Origin of the sequence: Leptospira montravelensis, assembly GCF_004770045.1 — a bacterium.
GTDB classification, from domain to species: Bacteria; Spirochaetota; Leptospiria; order Leptospirales; family Leptospiraceae; genus Leptospira_A; species Leptospira_A montravelensis.
Genome location: NZ_RQFO01000017.1, coordinates 642,255 through 663,572, shown reverse-complemented (window position 1 = coordinate 663,572; position 21,318 = coordinate 642,255). Strand labels below are relative to the sequence as shown.

The window sequence follows — 21,318 nt, the reverse complement described above, 5'->3', positions numbered from 1 at the left end:
TCTTGATCAAGACGATTTTACTTTCCCATATAAAAAAAGTTTTTAGCAAATGTTAGTTTAATGGCACTAAACTTTGAATAGGTCTTGTCAAAGCGAATACGTAAATAGCTTATTTATTTGCCCTGTGGTGTTTCCAAAAAAGAACGAATCTCTGTTTCCAAGTTGGTGATTTGAATTTTGGTAATCTTACCGGCTTTTAGCTGAATTAAGGTTAAAGATCCTTTTGTTCTTGGGAAAGGATCTGCTATTTTTTCTTCTCTCACCAAACGAAGAGTATACGGATAAGATTTCATTTTTGGAAGGGCTACAAATTTAGTGATGAGGCTAGGCATTTTATGAATGTCTGAAATAAGCACTGCTTGTTTTCCTTCCAAATATCCTTTACCTTCTTTTTCTAAAATGGGATGGATGATTTTACTGGCATCCATATCAGAAATAAAGATGACCTTTGTTGTCTCAAGAGGAATGGGACTTGGTTCTTCCCATTGGTTGGTATAATTGATTTCAGGAAGGGAATTTCCAACCACTAAGGTAGAAGTAGGAGTGGTTGGTTCCTCGGCAAAAAGAGATAAGTTTAAAATGAGAATAGGAAGAAGGACTAGATAACGAATGGAATTTCTGAAAATGGAGAAAGATTTTAAGTTCAAAACAAAGTTGTTTTTAATGATTTGGATTTGGTTCATAAACATGTAGGTTGCAGTGGCAACCTTCTCCTAAAGGCGATATAAATATTCTAAAACTTGTTCTTTTGTCATCTTACTGGCGTTAGAGAATTCTCCTCCTTTTGTAGAGGTAAGAATTTTTCCAGTTGGGTCAATGACAACGAGAGCGGGGATTCCATTTTCAATCGGGTTCCCTAGTTTTTCATTTAGACTTAGGTTTTTGTCAAAGCGGCCCACATCCACTTTTAAGATTAAAAAATTCTGTGTGAGTAGGGCCTTCGGTTCTGGTTCCCGAAAAATTCCCTCCAACGCTCGGCAATCGGGACACCAGTCAGCACCAAAAACCACGATGAGTTTTCGGTTTGAGTTTTTGGCAATCGCCAGACTTTCTTCGTATTGAGAAAGTATTATGTCACTTTGTTTGGAACAATGGGAAACGCTAAGGAAGGAAGATCCGAAAAAAAGGAGAGTGAAAAGAATGTGAAACTTGCGTTCCATAAAAACGGTGCGGAAGAAATCTTCCGCCAATCTTATTTCTTAGCGATTTCTTTTAGAATTTCTTGTCTTTTTTTATCTTTCTCAATATGGGAAAGAGACAACCAATCACGTTTCAATTGTTTTTCTGAAACACCTTTGAAGGTTGCATATTTGCCGAGAATTTTTGCTGTTTTTGCGTTCATGCCAACCAGATTCTTTTGCCTCTCCTTTCTGTCAATGCGAACCTTGTTTGCTGTTTCATCCTTGACCCCTAAACTCTTTACGAAACATAGTAAAGTGCAAGAAATCCAAAGACCCTATGAAATCACAGCTACCTGACCGTTACGATCCCGAATCTGTAGAGCCCAAATGGATAAAAACTTGGGAAGAGAAACAAACCTTTGCTCCTGACTCATCTCGCAAAGAAACATTTTCGATCGTCATCCCTCCGCCAAACGTAACGGGGAATTTACACATTGGACATGCACTCAATCATACTATCCAAGACATCATCATTCGTATCGAACGCAAAAAAGGTAAAAATGTAGTTTGGGTTCCTGGAATGGACCATGCAGGTATTGCAACCCAAGTAGTTGTGGAACGTGAGTTAGGAAAGGAAGGAAAGTCTAGAACTGATTTTACTCGTGAAGGGTTTATCGAAAAAGTTTGGGAATGGAAAGCACACTCCGGTGGAATGATTGCCAAGCAACAACGGTTACTCGGTGAATCGGTAGATTGGTCACGCGAACGGTTTACGTTTGATGAAGGTCTTTCCAAAGCTGTCATCAAAGTATTTCGCAGTTTGTATGATGAAGGATTGATTTATCGCGGTGAACGGATCATCAATTGGTGTCCTGTCACGAAAACTGCCATCTCTGACATAGAAGTAGAGTATAAAGAAAAACAAGGCAAACTCTATCATATCAAATATCCGAAAGCAGAATATAAATCGAAAGATCCAAAAACCCTGAACCAAGGGGAATACATCGTCGTAGCCACCACAAGACCAGAAACGATGTTTGGTGACGTGGCGGTTTGCGCTCATCCGGATGATGTTCGTTATACGGACTTAAAAGATAAATTTGTATTTTTACCAATTGCGGGAAAAGAAATTCCAGTTTTATTTGATTCCTTCGTAGACAAAGAATTTGGATCGGGGCTTGTGAAAATCACTCCGGCCCACGACATCAATGACTATGAAGCGGGACTTCGTTTAAAACTCACTCCAATCAACATCATGAATTTGGATGGAACTTTAAACGAACAAACTGGTAAATACAATGGACTCGACCGGTTCGAAGCTCGTAAACGAGTTGTAGAAGAACTCGAATCCAACGGTTATATTGAAAAAATAGAAACCCATATCCATAGTGTAGGCCACAACCAAAGAGGTGGAGCGGTCATTGAACCGTTGTTATCCACTCAGTGGTTTGTAAAAATTGAATCTCTTGCAAAACCTGCCATTGAAGTTGTGAAATCAGGTAAGGTTCAATTCCAACCAAAGATGTGGGAAAAAACATACTTTGAGTGGATGGAAAATATCCGCGACTGGTGTATTTCTCGCCAACTCTGGTGGGGCCACAGAATCCCTGCCTATTATGCACCAAACGGTGAGATGGTGGTTGCTGAATCTGTAGAGGAAGCTATCTCTTTGTTTTCTAAAAAAGATGTGAATGTCACCAAAGAGACCATCAAACAAGATGAAGACGTTTTGGACACTTGGTTCTCATCTGGGCTTTGGCCGTTTACGGTTTTTGGTTGGCCTGAAAATTCGGAAGAACTGAAACAATACTATCCTACTTCTGTGCTGGTGACTGGATTTGATATCATCTTCTTCTGGGTGGCTCGGATGATTATGAACGGTCTTAAATTTATGGGGGATGTTCCTTTTCATAAGGTTCTCATTCACGGACTTGTTCGTGATAAAGACGGTAAGAAGTTCAGTAAGTCCCTTGGAAACGTAGTGGATCCTTTGGATATGATGAGTAAATACGGAACCGATTCGTTTCGATTTTTTCTCGCAGCCGTTTTACCAGAAGGAAAGGACATACTTTTCGACGAATCACGGTTAGACGGATATAGATCTTTCTGTAATAAAATTTGGAACTCGAGCCGGTTTATTTTTATGAACCTGCCAGAAGAGTTCACAGCAAAAGATCCTGACATTAATTCTTTAGAAGACACGGATCTTTGGATTTTGAATGAATTTGATCGGATGCTTAGCCGTTATGAAAAAGCCTACTCCGGTTATCTCTTTTTCGAAATGGCAAATGCCGTGTATGATTTTGTTTGGGGATCTTTCTGCGATTGGTATTTGGAATTAACCAAAGCACGTGTGTATGGGAATGTAACTCCCGAATCACAAGAGAAAGCGCGCCTTGTTCTTGTCAGTGTATTAAAAAAATCACTCGGACTTTTACATCCGTTTATGCCTTTCATTACGGAAGAAATTCATTCTTTACTAGAGCCAATGGAACTTGCGAAAACAGAATTTCCAAAACCTTATGGAGTTTCTGATTCTGCGCCGGCTGTGGTTCGAATGGAGCTTGTGCGTGAGATCATCACAAAGATCCGAAACATGCGTGCAGAGCTCGGAGTCAAACCTGAGAAAAAATGTAAGGTTATCATCAAGTGTAGCCATAAAGAACTAAAAGAAATGATGGAAAGAGAAATTAAATCCATCCTCCAACTTTCCAAAGCAGAAAGTTTAGAATTTTTAGATTCTTATGAAGCAAAAAATACGGATTCTGTAGGTGCTTTTTCGATTGGAGAAATTTTTCTTCCTTTGGAAGGAATTTTTGATTTTGAAAAAGAAAAACAACGATTGGAAAAAGAGAAAAAACAAATCCAATTGGAAATGGAAAAGTTGGAAAACAAAATCAACAATCCATCGTTTTTAGAAAAAGCAAAACCTGACGTTGTAGAAAAAGAAAGAGAAAAGTATAATACTTGGAAAGAGAAACTAGATAGTACGGTAAGGGCTTTAGAAAAAATTGGATCATAAATTTAAAGTTTTACTCATTGGAAGTGGCGGAAGAGAACATGCGTTAGCGGACGCTATCTCTAAATCAAAATCTTTGGAATCTCTGAAGGTATTTCCTGGGAACGGTGGTTTTTCGAAAGATTTATTATTGGATGTAAAGGATATATCCATCACCGATAAATCCAAATTTTTTGATTATATAAAATCTTCTGGAACAAACCTAGTTGTGGTTGGGCCAGAAGATCCGCTTGTAAACGGACTTTCTGATTGGTGTGCTGAAATAGGTATCCCTTGTTTTGGACCTTCGGCTTATTGTGCGCAAGTGGAAGGTAGCAAACATTTTGCCAAAGAAATGATGAAACGGGCCAAAGTTCCAACAGCATCTTTTGCTGTATTTACAGATCATGAATCGGCTTGGAGTTATGCCCAAAAAGAAATGTTACCCTTGGTTGTCAAAGCCGATGGACTTGCTGCTGGAAAGGGTGTCACTGTTGCTTTCGAAATGAAGGAAGTGAAACAAGCGTTAGATGAAATATTTTTAGAATCAAAGTTTGGGGAAAGTGGTAACAAAGTAGTTTTGGAATCCTTTTTGGAAGGAGAAGAAGCCTCACTTTTTGTCATCACAGACGGGGAAAGGTATATGTGCCTTCCTGCAGCCCAAGACCACAAACGTGCTTATGATGGAGACATCGGGCCAAACACAGGTGGAATGGGAGCTTATGCACCGGCTCCGATTGTAACGGATGTCGTACTTTCTAAGGTAAAGGAACTTGTCATAGAGCCAATGTTAGCTGAATTTAAGTCGGCAGGCCATCCTTACAAAGGACTTCTTTATGTTGGTCTTATGATTACCAAAGAAGGAAATCCAAATGTAGTGGAATTTAACTGTCGATTTGGAGATCCAGAAACGCAGTGTGTGCTACGTTTGTTGGATGAAGATATTTTACCGATTTTTTATGCCTCGGCAGTAGGAAACCTTCCGATCCGAAATCTAAAATTAAAAGAGGGATCTTCTGCTGTGGTGGTTCTTGCGGCCAAAGGGTATCCGGATTCTCCGCAAAAAGGAATGGTTTTGGAAATTCCACCAAACGAAGGGAATGTGGTAGTTTACCATGCGGGAACCAAACGCCAAGAAAACAAAATTTTGGCAAACGGTGGGCGGATTTTAGGAATTACTTCCTTTGGAAGTTCTTTAAAGGATGCAATTAATGATTGTTATGCGTTTTTAACAAAAACCAAAGCACCTGATACGTTTTATAGAAAAGACATAGGAAGGCGCGCGCTCTAATGCCATTTAGTATCTCTGGGAATTTTAAAATTTGTGAACGTGCCAACCTTCGCAATTTTGAAAAACATCTAGGGATCATTTTGTCCGAAAACCAAACCCAACTCCAACAACATTTGATGATTCGCCGTGCATTGCAAAACTTGAGTGGATCTGTAAGTGTTCTTTCTGGACTCAGCCGTCAAGAGTTGTTATCTTTTATTTTTATCCTCACTCAATTTGGTGATATCATTCGTTCGGAAACTCCACCGGAATACCTACAATTGGAATCCATTCCTTATGTGATTGAATGGTCAAAAGGCCATTATATGATCCCGATGGAAATATTAGAACATCTGGCTCATGAAAGGATATTCAAAGACCAAGGGTATTTGTTTGCACTCATTCCTGCTTTATCCATTAAAGAAAAAAAATCTTGGATTCGTTGGATCGGTGTGGATTTCGAAAAGGGTGGCGACCGGGATTTAAACTTTGAAATTTATTCACAGTGTCGTGTTTTACAAAAGCCCTTTCTTGGTAAATCGCTTGTCCAAGAATCAGAAATTCGTTTAGAACAAATTTGGCCACGAGGCAAAAACGAATACATCGATTGGTTTTATAAAGGACTTTCTACTTTTTATTATTCTATGGAAGAGATGAGTCGAAAAGAAAAAGATCCATTTTTACTTCATGTCATTGAACTCATTAAATCTGGTAAATTCATACTCAAACGTTTACCCGATACATACGGAAAAGAATCAAGTTACTCTCTTGTAGGTACTGTGGAAGGAAACACTCCACAACTCAGGGAAACCATATTCCAATGGGAAGTGGAACGACTTCGTAAAGATTCTTTATTTTAAAACTTCCACTTCGGATTTACGCATTATGGATAGATCACTAAAAGAATTAAAAAAACAAACATCAGAAATGATTGAGACTTTCCAAACGTATTGGACGGCACAAAATTTCCAAGAAGACTACGACCGTTTATCCTCACTCATTGAAAAAGCAAACGATCCAAAAATATGGGATTCACCTGACCAAGCAAAAACAGTCACTCAAAAACGAAACGAGTTACAACTAAAGTTGGATCCTTGGTTGGATTTAAAAAAGGAACTTCTCGATTTTCCTGATTTGATCGAACTCACTTCGGAAGAAATGGGAGAGACTGGCTTAAAATCTTTAAACGATGATTTTGATCGTATGTTTGAGACATTTGAAAACTTACAAATGTTAGATGCCCTTGCTGGTAAAGATGATGGCAAAGCTGCTTTTATCAATATCCATCCCGGTGCCGGTGGTACCGAATCCCAAGACTGGGCCGATATGTTACTCCGAATGTACACTAGGTTTTGTGAACAAAAAGGATATCGTGCGGAACTTGTGGATTACCAACCTGGAGAAACTGCAGGAATCAAAAATGCCACGTTATACATCCAAGGGGATCATCCCTTTGGTTATTTAAAATGTGAATCGGGAGTTCATAGGCTTGTTCGGATCTCTCCATTTGATTCTAATAAAAGAAGACATACTTCCTTTGCCTCCGTCTATGTAACACCGGAAGTCGATGATGACATCCAAGTGAACATCGAAGAAAAAGACCTTCGTGTGGATGTGTATCGTTCCTCGGGTGCTGGTGGACAGCACGTAAACACTACGGACTCTGCTGTGCGAATCACACATATCCCTACAGGTGTTGTCGTTTCTTGTCAGATGGAAAGGTCCCAAATCAAAAACCGTGACACGGCAATGAAGATGCTCCGTGCCCGTTTGTATGAAATGGAAAAACAAAAAGCAGAGGAAGAAAATGCCAAAAAAGCCGGTGAAAAACGTGATATCTCTTGGGGATCACAAATTCGAAGTTATGTGTTCCATCCATACAATTTGGTAAAAGACCATAGAACTGATTTTGAAACAGGTAACGTTCATGCCGTGATGGATGGAGATTTGGAAGATTTTATTATTGCATACTTAAAATACCTGACAAACCAAAAGGCAAACGCTAAAGTATAATCAAATGTCTGTAAAACAGGATATTTCCGGTACTCTAAGGAAAATCCAAAAAGAAATTCAACAACTTCCGAATATTACGGATCGATTGAATTTCATTTTGGACATGACTCTGACTTTGTTTGGAGCCTCTACCGGTAGTATTTCCATTATGGACCAGGAGGAAAAAGTCCTCACCATTGTTGCGGCCAAAGGGATGGATTGGGAGAAAAAAATTGCCGCCAAACTTCCATTTAACTTGGGAGTGACGGGTCGCGCTGCCTCCTCCAGGGAAATTATCTATGTTCCCGATGTGACTTTAGATAAAGACTATGTAAAACTCATCGAAACCGTTCGTTCCGAACTTGCGATTCCATTGTTAACTAGAGATTCTACTGTTGGAGTTTTAAACTTAGAATCGGATAAGGTGAATTTTTTCTCATCCGATATCATCAACCAAGCCACATTATTTGCTTCCCAATTAACGATTGTTATTTTAGAAGAGCGAATTGCGAAAGAAGCTTTTGAAAAATCCAAACGAGAAGAAGATCCTGTTGAAGAAATACTTGGTTATGATCCAAGTATTTTGTTTTTAAAACATAGAATTCGTCAAGTGGGCCCCTCTGATACATCCGTCATGATCATTGGAGAAGAAGGGGCTGGTAAAAAACTAGTCGCCAAAGCCTTACATTATATCTCTCAAAGAAAAAACGGACCGTTTCTTACGGTTGATTGTTCGGGGCTTAGTTTTGAATTATTGGAAGCAGAGTTATTTGGATCCCAAAGTGGAAAAATTTATAATCCAGGAAAATTGGAACAAGCCAACGGTGGTTCCTTATACATTGAATCTATTGGAGATTTACCATCCAATTTACAAACAAAACTCTTTCATACGATAAGAGATAAAACGATGCCTAACCCTTCTGTCAAAAAGAAGGAGGAGGTTTTAAATATTCGGATTTTTACAGGTAGCAAAAGAGATTTATTAGAAGATATTCAAAAAGAAACGTTTTCTATGGACTTGTATTACCGCCTAGCAGAAGTTCCTTTAAGGGTGCCTCCGCTAAGGGAAAGAAGAGGCGATGTTCCACTTCTTGCTCATCATTTTTTATACCAATACAACAAACAATATGGACGTAACAAAACATTCTCAACGGATGCATTAAAAACACTTACCGGAATGCCTTGGAGTGGAAATGTTCGGCAATTACAAAGTGTCATTCAGTATGCTGTGCTTGTCCCACCAGAAACGGTACTCGAACCTCATTCCTTTTCACAAGATGGGAAACGTGAACCAGAGGCTCAAACCAAGGTTCAGAGTTTCGGTATAGGATCAGACATTCTATCTCCTTCGGAAAATTTATCTCTCAATATTGCTATCGAACGATTGGAGGCAATTTGGATTAAAGAAGCCTTCCAAAGAGTCTCTACTCAGGAAGAGGCAGCCAAACTTCTAGGAATTAGCCGAGGTTCTTTGCAATATAAGATCAAAAATAACCAATTTCTGGACGGATTCAACACCTAAAGTCCAGAAAAGAATGGATAGATTGGCCTTACCTGTCGATATGATTACTAAGGAGCTTTCACGTGGCAGATAGTTATTACCGTACCATTAGTGGTAAACAATATGATAATGAATTGTTAGAAATTGCAGAAAAAGCCACCAAACGTAGCAAAGCTCCTATTGGCAAAAACATTGCTAAAACATTATTTGATGCCATTAAAGATGGTGGCGATTATACAGAAGTAGAAAAACGCACTGTAAAATACATTCGAGATAATTTTAAGTTTAGCGCTGAAGCTGATGAATACCTTCGTTCGGAAATTCGTAAGTGGGCAGCAAAAATTTCTGTTCCTGCTGCAAAGAAAAAATCTTCAACTAAGGCATCTGCGAAAAAAGAAAACACGACAAAAAGAAGTTCCGCACGTGCTGTAAAAGCTTCCGATGAAGGATTCACTCCATATACGGAAAGTTATGAATTTGGGGAATCATCGCATGACGAAATAGCGCCTACACCTGAATACAATGAACTAGTTGCTTTAAATAAATTTCAAATCACACCAAAACAAAATCGACTTGGAAGAATTATTTTACTCAGTTTGATATTTGTATTTTTTATTGTTCTCATCATTTTTGGAATCCGAAGTTGCAATCGTAGTTCAAAATCCTCAGATAACATAAACCAAGAATCAAATGTTTCTCCGGAACCAACAGGAACACGATCTTTGGAACGAGTGGAATTATCCCAAGGTAAGATATCTAACCGATTTGAATCCAGAGCTTCGGCCATTCGTTATATCAATGATTTACAAATTCGTTTTATCAAACAAAGTATGCAAACAGAAGATAGCGCGAGTGATAAAATTGCCACTCTGGCAGAAGCACTAAAGGCCTATCCTGGAGTTCGCATTCGAATCAAAGGACATACATGTTTTATTGGTGAAATGGATGAAAACAAAATTTTATCCGATGAACGGGCCAAATTTATCTTTGATGAACTTGTAAAAAATGGTGTCAGCGCGACACAACTCGACTATCGCGGGTTTGGTGAGACTGCAGAAATAGAATCTAATTCTACAGAAGCTGGTAGAATCAAAAATAGACGGGTTGATTTTACAGTTTTATCAGTTAACGAATAGTTACATTCATTTCAACAGTCGATAGAGAGACTTAGTGAGCATCCGTTTGGTGGACTGAACGGATGCGTACAATCCTTCATACAATAACAAAGATTTTTTTGCCACCGCAAGCCTTGGATTTTCTTTTTCTTCCAATGTCAGATTGTCATCATAACCTTCCGTGATGGTTAAAATCACCCTTTGGATTCCTAAACTTAATATTTCGTTCAAACCCTTTTTCCCAGATACTTGTTCATCAATTGCATCCATTTGTTTGATATCTTCGGAAAAAGTTTTGGGATTGATTTGGTTTCTTTTGATTTGGTTGTAAATCCGTTCCGAAACTGTGAGTCCTCGTTTCACAGTGGATGCAAAATCCAATAAACTTTCTGTTGTGGATTTGATTTCGGAAACCAATAGTTTTTGATCGAAAAAAGGATTTTCCGTTTTCAATTGAGATTGGATTTGGTTTCGAACAGATTGTACTAATTTGGTTTGGATTTTTATTTCGTTTTCATCACTGGAAAATTCCTTTTCAAAATGGGAATGAGGGATTCCTTCTAGTTTGGCACCAAACTTGGTGAGATTGGTCCAAGGATTTTCTTTGGCATGGTCTTCGAACCATTTTTTAAAGATTAACATCTTTTCATTGGTGATATACGTTTCACCCAAGTTACCGGTGACTTTTTTTTGAGGCAAAGCAAACAGCTGTTTGTAGTTATGTTTTTCGCGCCGAAATTTTCTAGATTCTAAATAGTTCAATCGTTCTTCGAGGACCGCCCCTTTGGAATGAGCAAGACCTTTGGTAAAACTCAAATCTTGGCCCACTAAAAATATAGAATTTGCACCCATCAGAGTGGCTAGGCTTGCGGCATTGGTGGATACGGAACCACCAAACGGAACGGAACCAATTTCACTGGGTCCAGTTCTTTCCAGTAGACCAATCAAAGGAAAAGGGGAAGAGGTCACAAAACCCTTGTTTGGTCCTTTGTCTAATCGTAAACTCAAATAGGTAGATGTAGGATCAAAAATAAGAATCCCATCTCCCGAGTAATCTTCCAAGTATTGGCTGTTTAGGGCCTGTGGATCAACAGAAAAAATCAAATCAGGATCAACACCGAAAGAGGTGAGGATGGGAAGAGCTGTATCTACTGCCAGGAGAAGAAATTGGTTTCTATATTTTGTTAGCTCTGGTATGGATTCGGAAAGGCTAGGACCTGCCCCGCAAACTACAATAGAGATTCCCTCTGCGATTCCAAATAGATCAGAAATAGGACGAAACTTAGACAATTCGGGAAGGTTATAACAAATATTTTTAGCCCAGATTTTTTCAAACCGAGTGAGGGTGGCAAGGTTCACATCTTTTTTGTGAAACATCTGTTCGGCGGTATGACGAAGTTTTAAATAATCAGTTTCTCTCCATTGCCAAGAGCCACGATGAGGAACAAAACTAATAGGATGTGTACCCTTTCCTTTGACTGATTCGGAAAGTTGGTCTTCCATTCCTTCGCCTGTGATGAGGATTAGTTTTCCCTCTAATAATGGTTTGGAAAAATCAAAAATTTGAAATGATTCCTTAATAAAAAACGTATGTGGTTCCATCCAAATGATGGTTACTTTTTGTCTTTCTATCAGGTAAGGAATGATATAACCAAGACCTGCACCAAATAATAAATAAATGCGTTCACTTCCGTCATGGGGAAGTTCGGTGGCAAATCGTTCTGCTTCTTTTTTGGGATCAAACCGACTATGAATCCAAACTCCATCTAATTCTAATGTAGGATCTCCTGTTTTAGATTTTGTTAGTTGGTAAGTATAATTTGATTCGGAATCTAATGAATTCGTAGTCTCGGATGGATTTCCTAAATTTAGAATTACTTCTGCTAATGGAGATGGTATAGCCGCTAGATTTTTTTCCAAATACGAATGGTTCACTTATGGTTCCAAAATAATTTTGATCGTAGTATTGGGTGAAAGTGGAGATCCTGCTTTTGGTTCTTGTGATTTGACAAAGCCTGATCCTTCGATTTTATATTCTTGTTGTAGTTGTTTTACAATTTGAATGGTTTCGGATGCTGTAAATCCAGTTAGATCAGGCATCACATTGGGATTCAGTTTATAGATTTTATTTCTTTCGCCTTTTAAGCGGTAAACCAGGGCCTTCTCACTTTTTTCCACAATCGGAATAATACTTTCCACCACCTCACGAAAGACAGGTGCTGCAATCCCACCACCTGTATGGGCCTCTCCCCCTGGTTCATCAAAAACAATGAGACCCACATACTTGGGTTTTTCTGCGGGAAAAAATCCAAGAAAACTCGCGGTAAAAAGACCAGCTTGGTATCCCGCTCCTGCTTTTGCTTTTTGTGAAGTTCCCGTTTTTCCCGCAATAAAGTAGTTTTCTAAATAGGCTTTTTTCCCTGTTCCTTGAGAGACAGCTTTGCCCATTGCATTTAATGTTTTTTTGGCAGCCCCTTCTTTGATTCCGAGTAATTCATTTTTTATTGAAAACTCATGTACCAGTTCCCCATAAGAATTGGTAATTTGAGACACAACCGAAGGTTCAAATAAAATCCCACCATTCACAACTGCCGCTGCAGCCGTGATGAGTTGGATGGGTGTGACAGAAAGTCCTTGGCCTATGGATAAAAAGTAAGGTGTACTTTTGTTCCATTTGTTTAAGGGAGGTAAATATCCTTTAGCTTCGTGGATAGAAAAATTAGTTCGTTTTCCAAACTTAAATTTTTCCATATAATTATAGTAAGTTGCTTCATCAATTTTTTGTGCAGCTTTGATGATTCCTACGTTACAAGAGTATTGTAAAATTTCATCTAAGTTGACATGGCCATGATTGTCCGTACATCGAATGATAGTTTTTCCAATTTCAATATAACCGGGACAATGAAACCTTTCATTGGTGAGGATTTTTCCTTCATTGAGTAACATAAGGGCAATGAAAATTTTCATTGTAGATCCCGGTTCATACACATGACGAATGGACCAATTAGTATGAGATTCTAAAGGAAAATCTTGGAAATGGTTAGGATCAAAATTAGGATAGGATGCCATCCCTAAAATTTTTCCTGTTTCTGTATCCATAATCATTCCGATTCCACGTTTGGAAGCGGTTTGGAGAAAAGCTTTCTGTAATGATTTTTCTAGTCGGTATTGAATGATGCTATCGATAGTTAGGTGGATATTGTTTCCTTTACTAGACTCTGCATCGGGTGTGGATAACAACTCCAAATTGTATAACATCTCAAGGCCTGAGAGTGCTTTGTCGTCATCATAACCAGTAAAACCAAGTAAACTTGCGGCCAAACTACCTTGTGGATAAATTCGTTTGTATTCTTTTTCTACTCGAACACCAGGAAGAGACAAAGCTTTGATTTTTTCTGCTTTGGTAAGTTCAATTTCTCTTTTTAATAAAAAGTAATTTTGTTTATCCCTTATAGTTTCAATCAGTTTGTTTGAAGGAATTCCCAGAATTGGGCCTAACTCTTGTGCGGTGAGTTCGGGGTCATAAATATTTGTGGGATCAATTCCAACGGTGGCCGACTCACGAGAAATCGCTAGTTCAATCCCTCGTCTATCGTAAATGGTTCCACGTTGTACATACTTACTCGACTTTAAATTGATGATATTATCGTTGAAGTAAGTGAGATAAATCACGCGGAAAAGTAAAATCCCAAACAGGGAGAGGATAAATAGAATTATATACTTAAAACGTTGTTTGTATTCTGTCATCGTTAGAAATAGAAAATTATTTTACCTTTGATTTTTTCAACAGGGACCAGTCCAAACGAACGTGAGTCCGTTGAATATTGTCTGTTGTCACCTAAGAGTAGATAGTAATCAGGAGGAATCCTTCCTTGTTTGTCCATTGCAAGAAAGGGTGAGTTATGTCGGTTGAGAAAAATTGATGTACTCGGTTCACTTGTATAGGTTCCTTTCGGCAGATAGTTTTCTAATAACTCTTTAGAATCGATAAGAACTCTTCCTGCTTCGATGGAATAAAATTCTCCAGGCAAACCTATCACTCGTTTGACGACTAATTCATCTTCTTGGCTTACAAATAAAACCAAATCTAGTTTATCGATTTTTGGATCTGTATAGAGAAGGGGAGTACCAAAAAATTTGGCAGAAATGGCAAATCCACCTTTCCAAACAAAAACCACCGACCCATGTTCTAAGGTTGGATACATGGAATTTCCTTGGATGGAATAAATTTGGAATAAAAAGATTCTCACAAAAAGGAGGAAACAAAGGAAAAGAAAGAGCAAAAGTCCACGGCGCGTGTACCGTTTGAATTTGACCCACCAGCGGGGAGAATGTGTTTCTGTTTCCATATCCATCAAAAAACGATAAAAATCATTCGTGCATTTTTCCCCTTTCTCAAGAATGGAAAAGGAACTTTCCGTAAATCTGAAGCCTAGAGAAGTCTATGTCACTTACAAAATATCAATTCCGAGCACAGTTTCGTTGTACCAATGAATCTTGTGGCAAAACCTATCCCCTCCACCAAGTGATTTATTCCTGCGAAGCTTGCGGGGAACTTTTAAATGTCGAACATGATATAGACAGTCTCAAACAAGTTTCCGCATCCGATTGGAAATCAGAATTTGAAACTCGGTTCCGTTCTAGCCAGTTCCCGAATGCCTCGGGAGTTTGGGGGAAAAAGGAATGGGTCCTTCCTGGAATTCAGGATGAAAATATTGTGACTTCAGGGGAAGGAACTACTCATTTGTATGACGCTTCCCGTTTTGCAAAAGATTTGGGACTGGCAAGCCTTCATGTCAAACAATGCGGAGTCTCGCATACCGGCTCTTTTAAAGACTTAGGAATGACGGTTCTTGTGAGCCAGGTCAAACAAATGATTGCAGACGGTGTACCCATCCAGGCGGTAGCTTGCGCTTCCACGGGGGATACTTCTGCGGCTCTTGCTTCCTATGCTGCCAAAGCGGGAATTCCTTCTATTATTTTATTACCAGCTAACAAAGTATCAACGGCACAGCTCATCCAACCCGTGTCCAATGGGGCCCTTGTTTTGGCACTCGAAACAGACTTTGATGGTTGTATGGCCGTGGTGAAAGAACTCACCAAAGAAAAATCCATATACCTTGCAAACTCAATGAATTCCCTTCGTATTGAAGGGCAAAAAACTATTTCCATTGAGATCACACAGCAGTTAGGTTGGAAAGTTCCGGATTGGATAGTGATTCCTGGTGGAAATTTAGGAAACGTTTCAGCCCTCGGAATGGGATTTGAAATGATGTTGGAACTTGGACTGATAAATAAATTACCAAGGATCATTTTGGCCCAAGCAAAAAATGCAAGTCCTCTCTATGAATCGTTTAAGAAAGGTTTTGCGGACTTTTCTCCTGTGACTGCGGAAAAAACTTTAGCCTCTGCGATCCAAATTGGAGATCCTGTTTCAGTCAAAAAAGCCATTCGAGTTTTAAAGAAATTCAATGGGGTTGTGGAAGTTGCCACAGAAGAAGAGTTGGCCAATGCAGCGGCTCGCGGAGATTTATACGGACTTTACAATGATCCACATACAGGTGTGGCTCTTGCGGCACTTTTGAAATCGGTAGAATCGGGTGTGGTGGGGAAAGGTGAGTCGGTGGTTGTGATTTCTACTGCGAATGGACTCAAGTTCACTGAATTCAAACTTGCGTTTCATGAAGGGAAAATCCCTAACATTGATGAGAAACTCAAAAACCGAATCCAACCTTGCAAACCAAATTTAAGTGGAGTGATGGAAATCCTAGGTAAACAACTGAAGAAATGATAATTCGCTAGACAAATCCCCTACATGTTGGCAAATTTTTTCAGTTTACCGCTATGTCTCAAGAGATCCAACTAACTCCCCAGTTTTGCTCCTCCGTGGACCAAGCTGTGGAGATGGGAAAAAAGATTTCTATGATCACTTATGTGATGGGGGATATTGGTGAGGCGAAACTAAAGTACATTCTCTCTCAAATTTTAAGTTCCCTAGGTCGTGAAGATTTGATGGAACTTTTTTATACCGCTGCTAAGGAACTCATTGTGAATTCTACTAAGGCGGCAATCAAACGAATCATTTTTGAAGAACTCAAACTTAATATTCAAAATTTGTTAGATTATGAAGAGGGGATGAGGTTTTTTAAATCGAGTTTGAATGAAAGAAAGTTTCCTTCCTATAAAAAGAAAATGAAGGAATCAGGGCTTTTTGTAAAGATCACTTGTATTTATAAAAATGATAAAATCGATCTGGAAATTAGAAATAATTTTCCATTATTGCCTGTGGAAGCGGAACGAGTAAAAGAAAAGTTTATTAATGCGAAAAAGTATGATAATCTATTCGAGTTCTTTATGGAACACGGTGATAGTACGGAAGGAGCAGGGATGGGAATCACAATGGTAGAAATATTATTGTCTCAGTCTGGCTTTGATCGTCGATTGCTCTCTATATATTCATCAGAAAGGAAAAAGGAAACAGTGGCTCGTGTGGAAGTGCATTTAAGTGGATTACCTAAATCTGCGGAGACACAAGAACAATTGTTTATAGAATAATGTCCGAATTAAACACAAAAGCTGACCAACTCAAACGACAAGCAGACCTTATGGGTCTGACAAGAGAAGCCGTATTTACGGATGAACAAGCCAAGGAAGTTCTTCAAGGTAAAATTACAGATGGTTATCTTGTAAAAGTAAAAATCGATTTGGACAGTTTGAACGGAATGGTTCTCATTCTAGTTTCTTCCATTCGGAAACATATCATGGAATTATATGCTGTCATAGGAACTTCGCCAACTTTTCGTAGAATTCGAACTTTTGCCGACCATGTTCAAATTTCTACTGACTTGGGTGATATCGGAAAAACGGGAGGTTACGATCCTGCGATTTCTGAAAACATCGGACGTGCGGTACACAGAGCTTTCACCAAAGAGAAGTTAGAGGAACTTCTTCCCCTTTGGCAAAAAAAAGATCCATCTCATATCTCGGAACTTTTGGAAAACCCAATCCTTATGGCAACCAAAGGCAGAAATATAAAACTACAAGCTGAGGTGGACAAATTATCCACAGCAAAGTTTCGGTATGAAAATCCAATGAAAGGGATCATATTACCAATTCCAAAACCTGAAGATGAAGCCGCTGCCGCTCAAGAAGTTTCTGTTCCAGGAATTTCCACCGAACCAGCCAAAGGTGAACTTTCTTCATTAGAACGTCAAATTGCGCAATATAGAACATCCTTTCCAAAAGAATTGAATATGAAAACGGTTATCTCTCCGATCAATGGAGTGGAGTTTGATAATTTAGTAGAAGGTATGGAAATATTGTTCCGCGTTCCGACGGAAACTCCAGAAGGACTTACCAATGCACAAATCCTTGGACTCATTGATGAAGAAGGTAAAATTTCTAAAGATCCAGTGGTTGGTAAATTTTTAGGGATTGCAGGAAACAAATCTGAATATCATATTTTTGCCGAAGGTCCCAACAGGTATTTACTGCATTCTATAGAAGAACACCCAGTAAAAGTTGCCATTCCAAAACCTACATCTATGACAGGTGGAACAAACAAAGGTTCTGCGGGTCAAAACGCTAAGAAAAAAGTTGGAAATGCACAGGCTCAAGAATCAAAATCATCAGGAACCAACTTGTTTATGTTAATGGGTGCTTTTGTGACGATTGTACTTTTTGGAGTATTGTTATTTGTGATGGTGATCTTGTAAGAAGTAACTAAAACAAATTAGTTTTATCCTTTGGGTCTCGGTAACCGGGACCTTTTTCTCCAACGAGACACTTGTGTAACATATGTATCGTGTATTTATCTTAGATAGGCAAATCTTAACAGCGAGGCGTGAAAGGTTATCGAAGTTTCTTTTAAGCCTACCCAGTCTTTTCAGAGATTTTTTTATACCAGAAAATATTCCATGTTATTCGAATGATTCCTAAAGTGGCAGCAAAACCAAACACGAATAAAATATCTAATAACGATAATTGTGTTGTAAAGTGATCTATAGATTCTGCAGTTTCTTCCGTATTTATGAGTTTGTGATTGTTCCCAAAAGATTGCTGGAAGTCTTGAGTCACTTGGCTAAAATAGCTAAGATACACTGTTTGGTAAAAATTATAAATCAAATTCATGCACGTAAGGAATATTGGAATGAATGCAAAAACTAAGATAAAATTTTTGCTTATTTTTTTTCCGTTCATCACATAAAAATTCAAAAATGTTGCAAAAACAAAGTTTAACATCGATAAAATTGTTAAGAATTTGACCATCACAATTTCATAAGACTGGTCTGAAGAAAATTGGAGGTTGTTTTGTATTGTTGTACTGACAATTACAAAACTTGCTAAGAGATCCACAATACAGATTGTTTTTAAATGTTTCAATACTTAACCCGCTACAACTATGTTGACGAGTTTCCCTTTTACATAAATTTCTTTTTTGATCTCTTTACCTTCCCAGAATGGTTTTGCTTTTTCGACGGCTTTGGCAAGAGTCAAAACTTCTTTTTCTTCTATGTCACGAGGAGCAAGGAACTCTCCTCGCATCTTTCCATTCACTTGCACCACAATGGTAATATTGGCATCTACCAAATACTTCTCTTCCCATTTCGGATAAGGATGGTAAGCAAGAGACTCTTTGTGTCCAAGTTTGGCCCAAAGTTCTTCAGCTAAGTGAGGGGCAAAAGGGGAGAGTGCGAGAACAAAAGGTTCAAAAACTTTTTTGGGTTTTCTCGGATTACTTGTGAATTCATTCACAAAGATCATCATTTGAGAGACAGCTGTGTTGAATGAGAAATTATCAATATCGTCTTTTACTTTTTTAATTGTACGATGAAGTGTTTTTAGTTCTGCTTCATTTGGTTCGATATCTTCTACAAAGAAAGATTCGTTTTCCCCAGAATGAAAAAGTCTCCAAACTCGATTTAAAAATCGAAAGACCCCATCCACACCGTTTTTACTCCAAGGTTTGGACATCTCAAACGGACCCATAAACATTTCAAAAAGACGGAGTGTGTCGGCACCAAATTCTGAAACCACATCATCAGGGTTAACTACGTTTCCACGAGACTTGGACATTTTTCCTTTGTCTTCACCAAGAATGAGTCCTTGGTGGACCAATTTCTGGAAAGGTTCTGGAGAAGAAACATGACCCAAATCAAAAAGAATTTTATGCCAGAATCTAGAGTATAACAAGTGCAATACGGCATGTTCCGCCCCACCTACATATACTTCCACTGGCATCCAAGCTTTTTCAAGTTCTGGATCAATGAGTTTGTCGTTGTTTCTTGGGTCAATGTAACGAAGATAATAATAACAAGACCCTGCCCACTGCGGCATGGTATTGGTTTCTCTTTTTCCCACTTCGCCAGTGACAGGATCTGTATAAACAAGCCAATCCTTTGCTAAAGCAAGAGGAGATTCACCCGTTCCCGAAGGTTTGAATTCTTCTAAGTCAGGTAATACTAAAGGAAGTTCGGAATCGGATAAAGCTTTTGGAGTACCATCAGCAAAGTGAACCAGAGGAATGGGTTCTCCCCAATACCTTTGTCTTGCAAATAACCAATCCCTTAGTTTGAATTGGATTTTTTTACGACCAATTCCTTTTCCTTCGGCCCAAGTCGTCATGGTTTGGAAGGCATCTTTGTAAGATTTACCATCTAACGTAATTTCTGCGGAAGAAGAGTTGATACAAACAGAATCTTTTGAATCAAAAGCAAGATTTGGTTCCATTTGTCCATCGATCACTTGTTTGATCGGAAGTTGGAACTTCACTGCAAAATCATAGTCTCTTTGGTCGTGAGCGGGAACAGCCATGATGGCACCGGTTCCATATGAAATTAAAACATAATCGGAAATATAAATCGGAACTTTTACAGATGGATCTGTTGGCAAACTTGCATAAGATCCTGTAAAAACTCCTGTTTTATCTTTATTGAGTTCGGTTCTTTCTAAATCACTTTTTAAAGAACAATCCTTTTGGTATTTTTCAACCGCAGATTTTTGTTCTGCCGTGGTGAGTTCTGCCACAAGTGGATGTTCTGGAGCAAGAACAAGGTATGTAGCTCCAAAAATCGTATCAGGTCTTGTTGTATAAACAGTGATGTCTTTGGAAACGCGCGGAACGTGGAAACTAAGTTCTAATCCTTCGGATTTTCCAATCCAGTTTCTTTGCATTTCCAAAGTGGAAGTCGGCCATTCACAAAGCGAAAGATCGTTTAACAAACGTTCGGCGTAGGATGTGATGCGCATCATGTATTGGCGCATGGGTTTTCTTTCTACAGAATACCCTTTGGATGTCCATTCTTCTACTTCTTCATTGGCAAGAACGGTTCCCAGTGCCTCACACCAATTGACTGGGATATTGGCTTCATACACTAAGCGAAAATGGGATAAAATATCTTCTTTTTCTTTGCGTGATTTGGATTTCCAATCGGCGGCAGAGAACTGAATTCCTTTGGGGAGTTCTTTTCCTTCAAAAAATCCAGAACCTTCCGACTCCAAAGTTTTGATGAGTTCAGCAATCGGGAGAGCTTTGTTTAACTTTCTGTCAAAGTAGGAATTGTAAATTTGCAAAAAAATCCACTGTGTCCAGCGGTAATAGTCTGGGTGAGTTGTGGAGATCTCTCTTTCCCAATCATAAGAAAGCCCAAGGCTTTTGATTTGGCGGCGAAAGGTATCAATATTGTTCTTAGTTGTCGTGCGAGGGTGGATCCCTGTGGTCATGGCATATCTTTCTGCAGGTAAACCAAAAGCGTCCCAACCCATAGGATGTAGGACTTCAAATCCTTCCATTCGTTTGAGTCTTGAAATGATGTCGGTAGCTGTGTATCCCTCAGGATGGCCTACGTGAAGGCCAGCGCCACTTGGGTAGGGAAACATGTCTAAACAATAGTATTTAGGTTTAGTTGAGTGGGCGTTTGTGCGAAAGGTCTGGTGGTCGTCCCAGTGTTTTTGCCATTTTTGTTCAATATCTTGGAATGGATAATTCATCGACTAACGTAGAGAAAGTGTAGTAATTCTACTTTCTCACGGAGTCGATGATTTTTACAAGCTTTTTGAAACTCTTGGAGAGACAAACTTTACAGAGATTGTACTGATAAAGGTTCGTGACGGATCCGCATTCCGCACAAGGTTTAAGATTGTTGATTTTCACATTCATAAAGTCTGCAGTATTTATCTTTGTATTGCATTCGAGCATTCTATATTTACCTGTATGAGTCCGCTTATCGACAGTGCTGTTCATAACTTCCGAAAAATCCCAAAAAAGGGGATCGGGCAAACACTACGATGAAGTTACTTTATATGAAACCAGCCCTTTGGGG

17 protein-coding genes are annotated in these 21,318 nt (G+C 38.9%); 9 read left to right on the top strand and 8 right to left on the bottom strand.

What is annotated here, in order from left to right:
• Positions 1 to 113: 113 nt before the first annotated feature.
• From EHQ31_RS16975 to EHQ31_RS18840, 3 genes are read right to left on the bottom strand one after another with little or no spacing between them, the layout of a single operon-like run.
• Positions 114 to 683 carry a hypothetical protein gene (locus tag EHQ31_RS16975; protein WP_135572270.1) on the bottom strand — a complete coding sequence of 190 codons (570 nt, stop codon included), beginning with the start codon at positions 681 to 683 and terminating at the stop codon, positions 114 to 116.
• A 30-nt stretch (positions 684 to 713) separates the two neighbouring features.
• Entirely contained in the window at positions 714 to 1,190 is a 477-nt protein-coding gene (locus EHQ31_RS16970) for a thioredoxin family protein (RefSeq protein ID WP_244247448.1), read from the bottom strand.
• Positions 1,191 to 1,192: 2 nt separating this feature from the next.
• Complete coding sequence (locus EHQ31_RS18840) at positions 1,193 to 1,342, bottom strand: hypothetical protein (protein ID WP_012387282.1); 150 nt, start codon at positions 1,340 to 1,342, stop codon at positions 1,193 to 1,195.
• A gap of 116 nt (positions 1,343 to 1,458) precedes the next feature.
• Between EHQ31_RS18840 and EHQ31_RS16965 the strand changes: the two genes are divergently transcribed.
• From EHQ31_RS16965 to EHQ31_RS16940, 6 genes are all read left to right on the top strand, one after another.
• On the top strand, positions 1,459 to 4,143 hold the full coding sequence (locus EHQ31_RS16965) for a valine--tRNA ligase (protein WP_135572266.1): 2,685 nt from the start codon (positions 1,459 to 1,461) through the stop codon (positions 4,141 to 4,143).
• Complete coding sequence (gene purD / locus EHQ31_RS16960) at positions 4,133 to 5,410, top strand: phosphoribosylamine--glycine ligase (protein WP_135572264.1); 1,278 nt, start codon at positions 4,133 to 4,135, stop codon at positions 5,408 to 5,410. Before EHQ31_RS16965 ends, purD begins: the two co-directional genes overlap by 11 nt.
• A complete protein-coding gene (locus EHQ31_RS16955; protein WP_100741637.1) occupies positions 5,410 to 6,249 on the top strand; it encodes a hypothetical protein in 840 nt (279 codons plus the stop codon). The genes purD and EHQ31_RS16955 overlap by 1 nt, the downstream gene beginning before the upstream one ends.
• 25 nt (positions 6,250 to 6,274) lie before the next feature.
• The gene (prfB, locus tag EHQ31_RS16950; RefSeq protein ID WP_135572261.1) at positions 6,275 to 7,402 is read left to right on the top strand and encodes a peptide chain release factor 2; all 1,128 of its coding nucleotides are present in this window, start codon (positions 6,275 to 6,277) and stop codon (positions 7,400 to 7,402) included.
• A gap of 4 nt (positions 7,403 to 7,406) precedes the next feature.
• On the top strand, positions 7,407 to 8,903 hold the full coding sequence (locus EHQ31_RS16945) for a sigma 54-interacting transcriptional regulator (RefSeq protein ID WP_135572259.1): 1,497 nt from the start codon (positions 7,407 to 7,409) through the stop codon (positions 8,901 to 8,903).
• A 62-nt stretch (positions 8,904 to 8,965) separates the two neighbouring features.
• A complete protein-coding gene (locus EHQ31_RS16940; protein ID WP_135572257.1) occupies positions 8,966 to 10,018 on the top strand; it encodes an OmpA family protein in 1,053 nt (350 codons plus the stop codon).
• Between the two features lie 6 nt (positions 10,019 to 10,024).
• Here EHQ31_RS16940 and EHQ31_RS16935 read toward each other — a convergent pair whose 3' ends face one another.
• The 3 genes from EHQ31_RS16935 to lepB are packed head-to-tail and all read right to left on the bottom strand — an operon-like array spanning position 10,025 to position 14,346.
• The gene (locus EHQ31_RS16935; RefSeq protein WP_135572255.1) at positions 10,025 to 11,932 is read right to left on the bottom strand and encodes a motility associated factor glycosyltransferase family protein; all 1,908 of its coding nucleotides are present in this window, start codon (positions 11,930 to 11,932) and stop codon (positions 10,025 to 10,027) included.
• Positions 11,933 to 13,744: a penicillin-binding protein gene (locus tag EHQ31_RS16930; RefSeq protein ID WP_135572253.1), complete on the bottom strand. Its 1,812-nt coding sequence runs from the start codon at positions 13,742 to 13,744 to the stop codon at positions 11,933 to 11,935. It lies immediately after the preceding gene.
• Positions 13,745 to 13,746: 2 nt separating this feature from the next.
• The gene (gene lepB, locus EHQ31_RS16925; RefSeq protein WP_244247447.1) at positions 13,747 to 14,346 is read right to left on the bottom strand and encodes a signal peptidase I; all 600 of its coding nucleotides are present in this window, start codon (positions 14,344 to 14,346) and stop codon (positions 13,747 to 13,749) included.
• A 95-nt stretch (positions 14,347 to 14,441) separates the two neighbouring features.
• Between lepB and thrC the strand changes: the two genes are divergently transcribed.
• From thrC to EHQ31_RS16910, 3 genes are read left to right on the top strand one after another with little or no spacing between them, the layout of a single operon-like run.
• On the top strand, positions 14,442 to 15,788 hold the full coding sequence (gene thrC / locus EHQ31_RS16920; RefSeq protein WP_135572251.1) for a threonine synthase: 1,347 nt from the start codon (positions 14,442 to 14,444) through the stop codon (positions 15,786 to 15,788).
• Positions 15,789 to 15,841: 53 nt separating this feature from the next.
• A complete protein-coding gene (locus tag EHQ31_RS16915) occupies positions 15,842 to 16,552 on the top strand; it encodes a hypothetical protein (protein ID WP_135572249.1) in 711 nt (236 codons plus the stop codon).
• A complete protein-coding gene (locus EHQ31_RS16910) occupies positions 16,552 to 17,712 on the top strand; it encodes an LIC10486 family protein (protein ID WP_135572247.1) in 1,161 nt (386 codons plus the stop codon). The genes EHQ31_RS16915 and EHQ31_RS16910 overlap by 1 nt, the downstream gene beginning before the upstream one ends.
• 157 nt (positions 17,713 to 17,869) lie before the next feature.
• Here the strand turns inward: EHQ31_RS16910 and EHQ31_RS16905 are convergent, their stop codons facing one another.
• Both EHQ31_RS16905 and leuS read right to left on the bottom strand, forming a co-directional pair.
• On the bottom strand, positions 17,870 to 18,379 hold the full coding sequence (locus EHQ31_RS16905; RefSeq protein WP_135572246.1) for a hypothetical protein: 510 nt from the start codon (positions 18,377 to 18,379) through the stop codon (positions 17,870 to 17,872).
• A gap of 3 nt (positions 18,380 to 18,382) precedes the next feature.
• Positions 18,383 to 20,986 (bottom strand): leucine--tRNA ligase, encoded by a 2,604-nt coding sequence (gene leuS / locus EHQ31_RS16900; RefSeq protein WP_135572244.1) that lies wholly within the window; start codon positions 20,984 to 20,986, stop codon positions 18,383 to 18,385.
• Positions 20,987 to 21,318 lie beyond the last annotated feature (332 nt).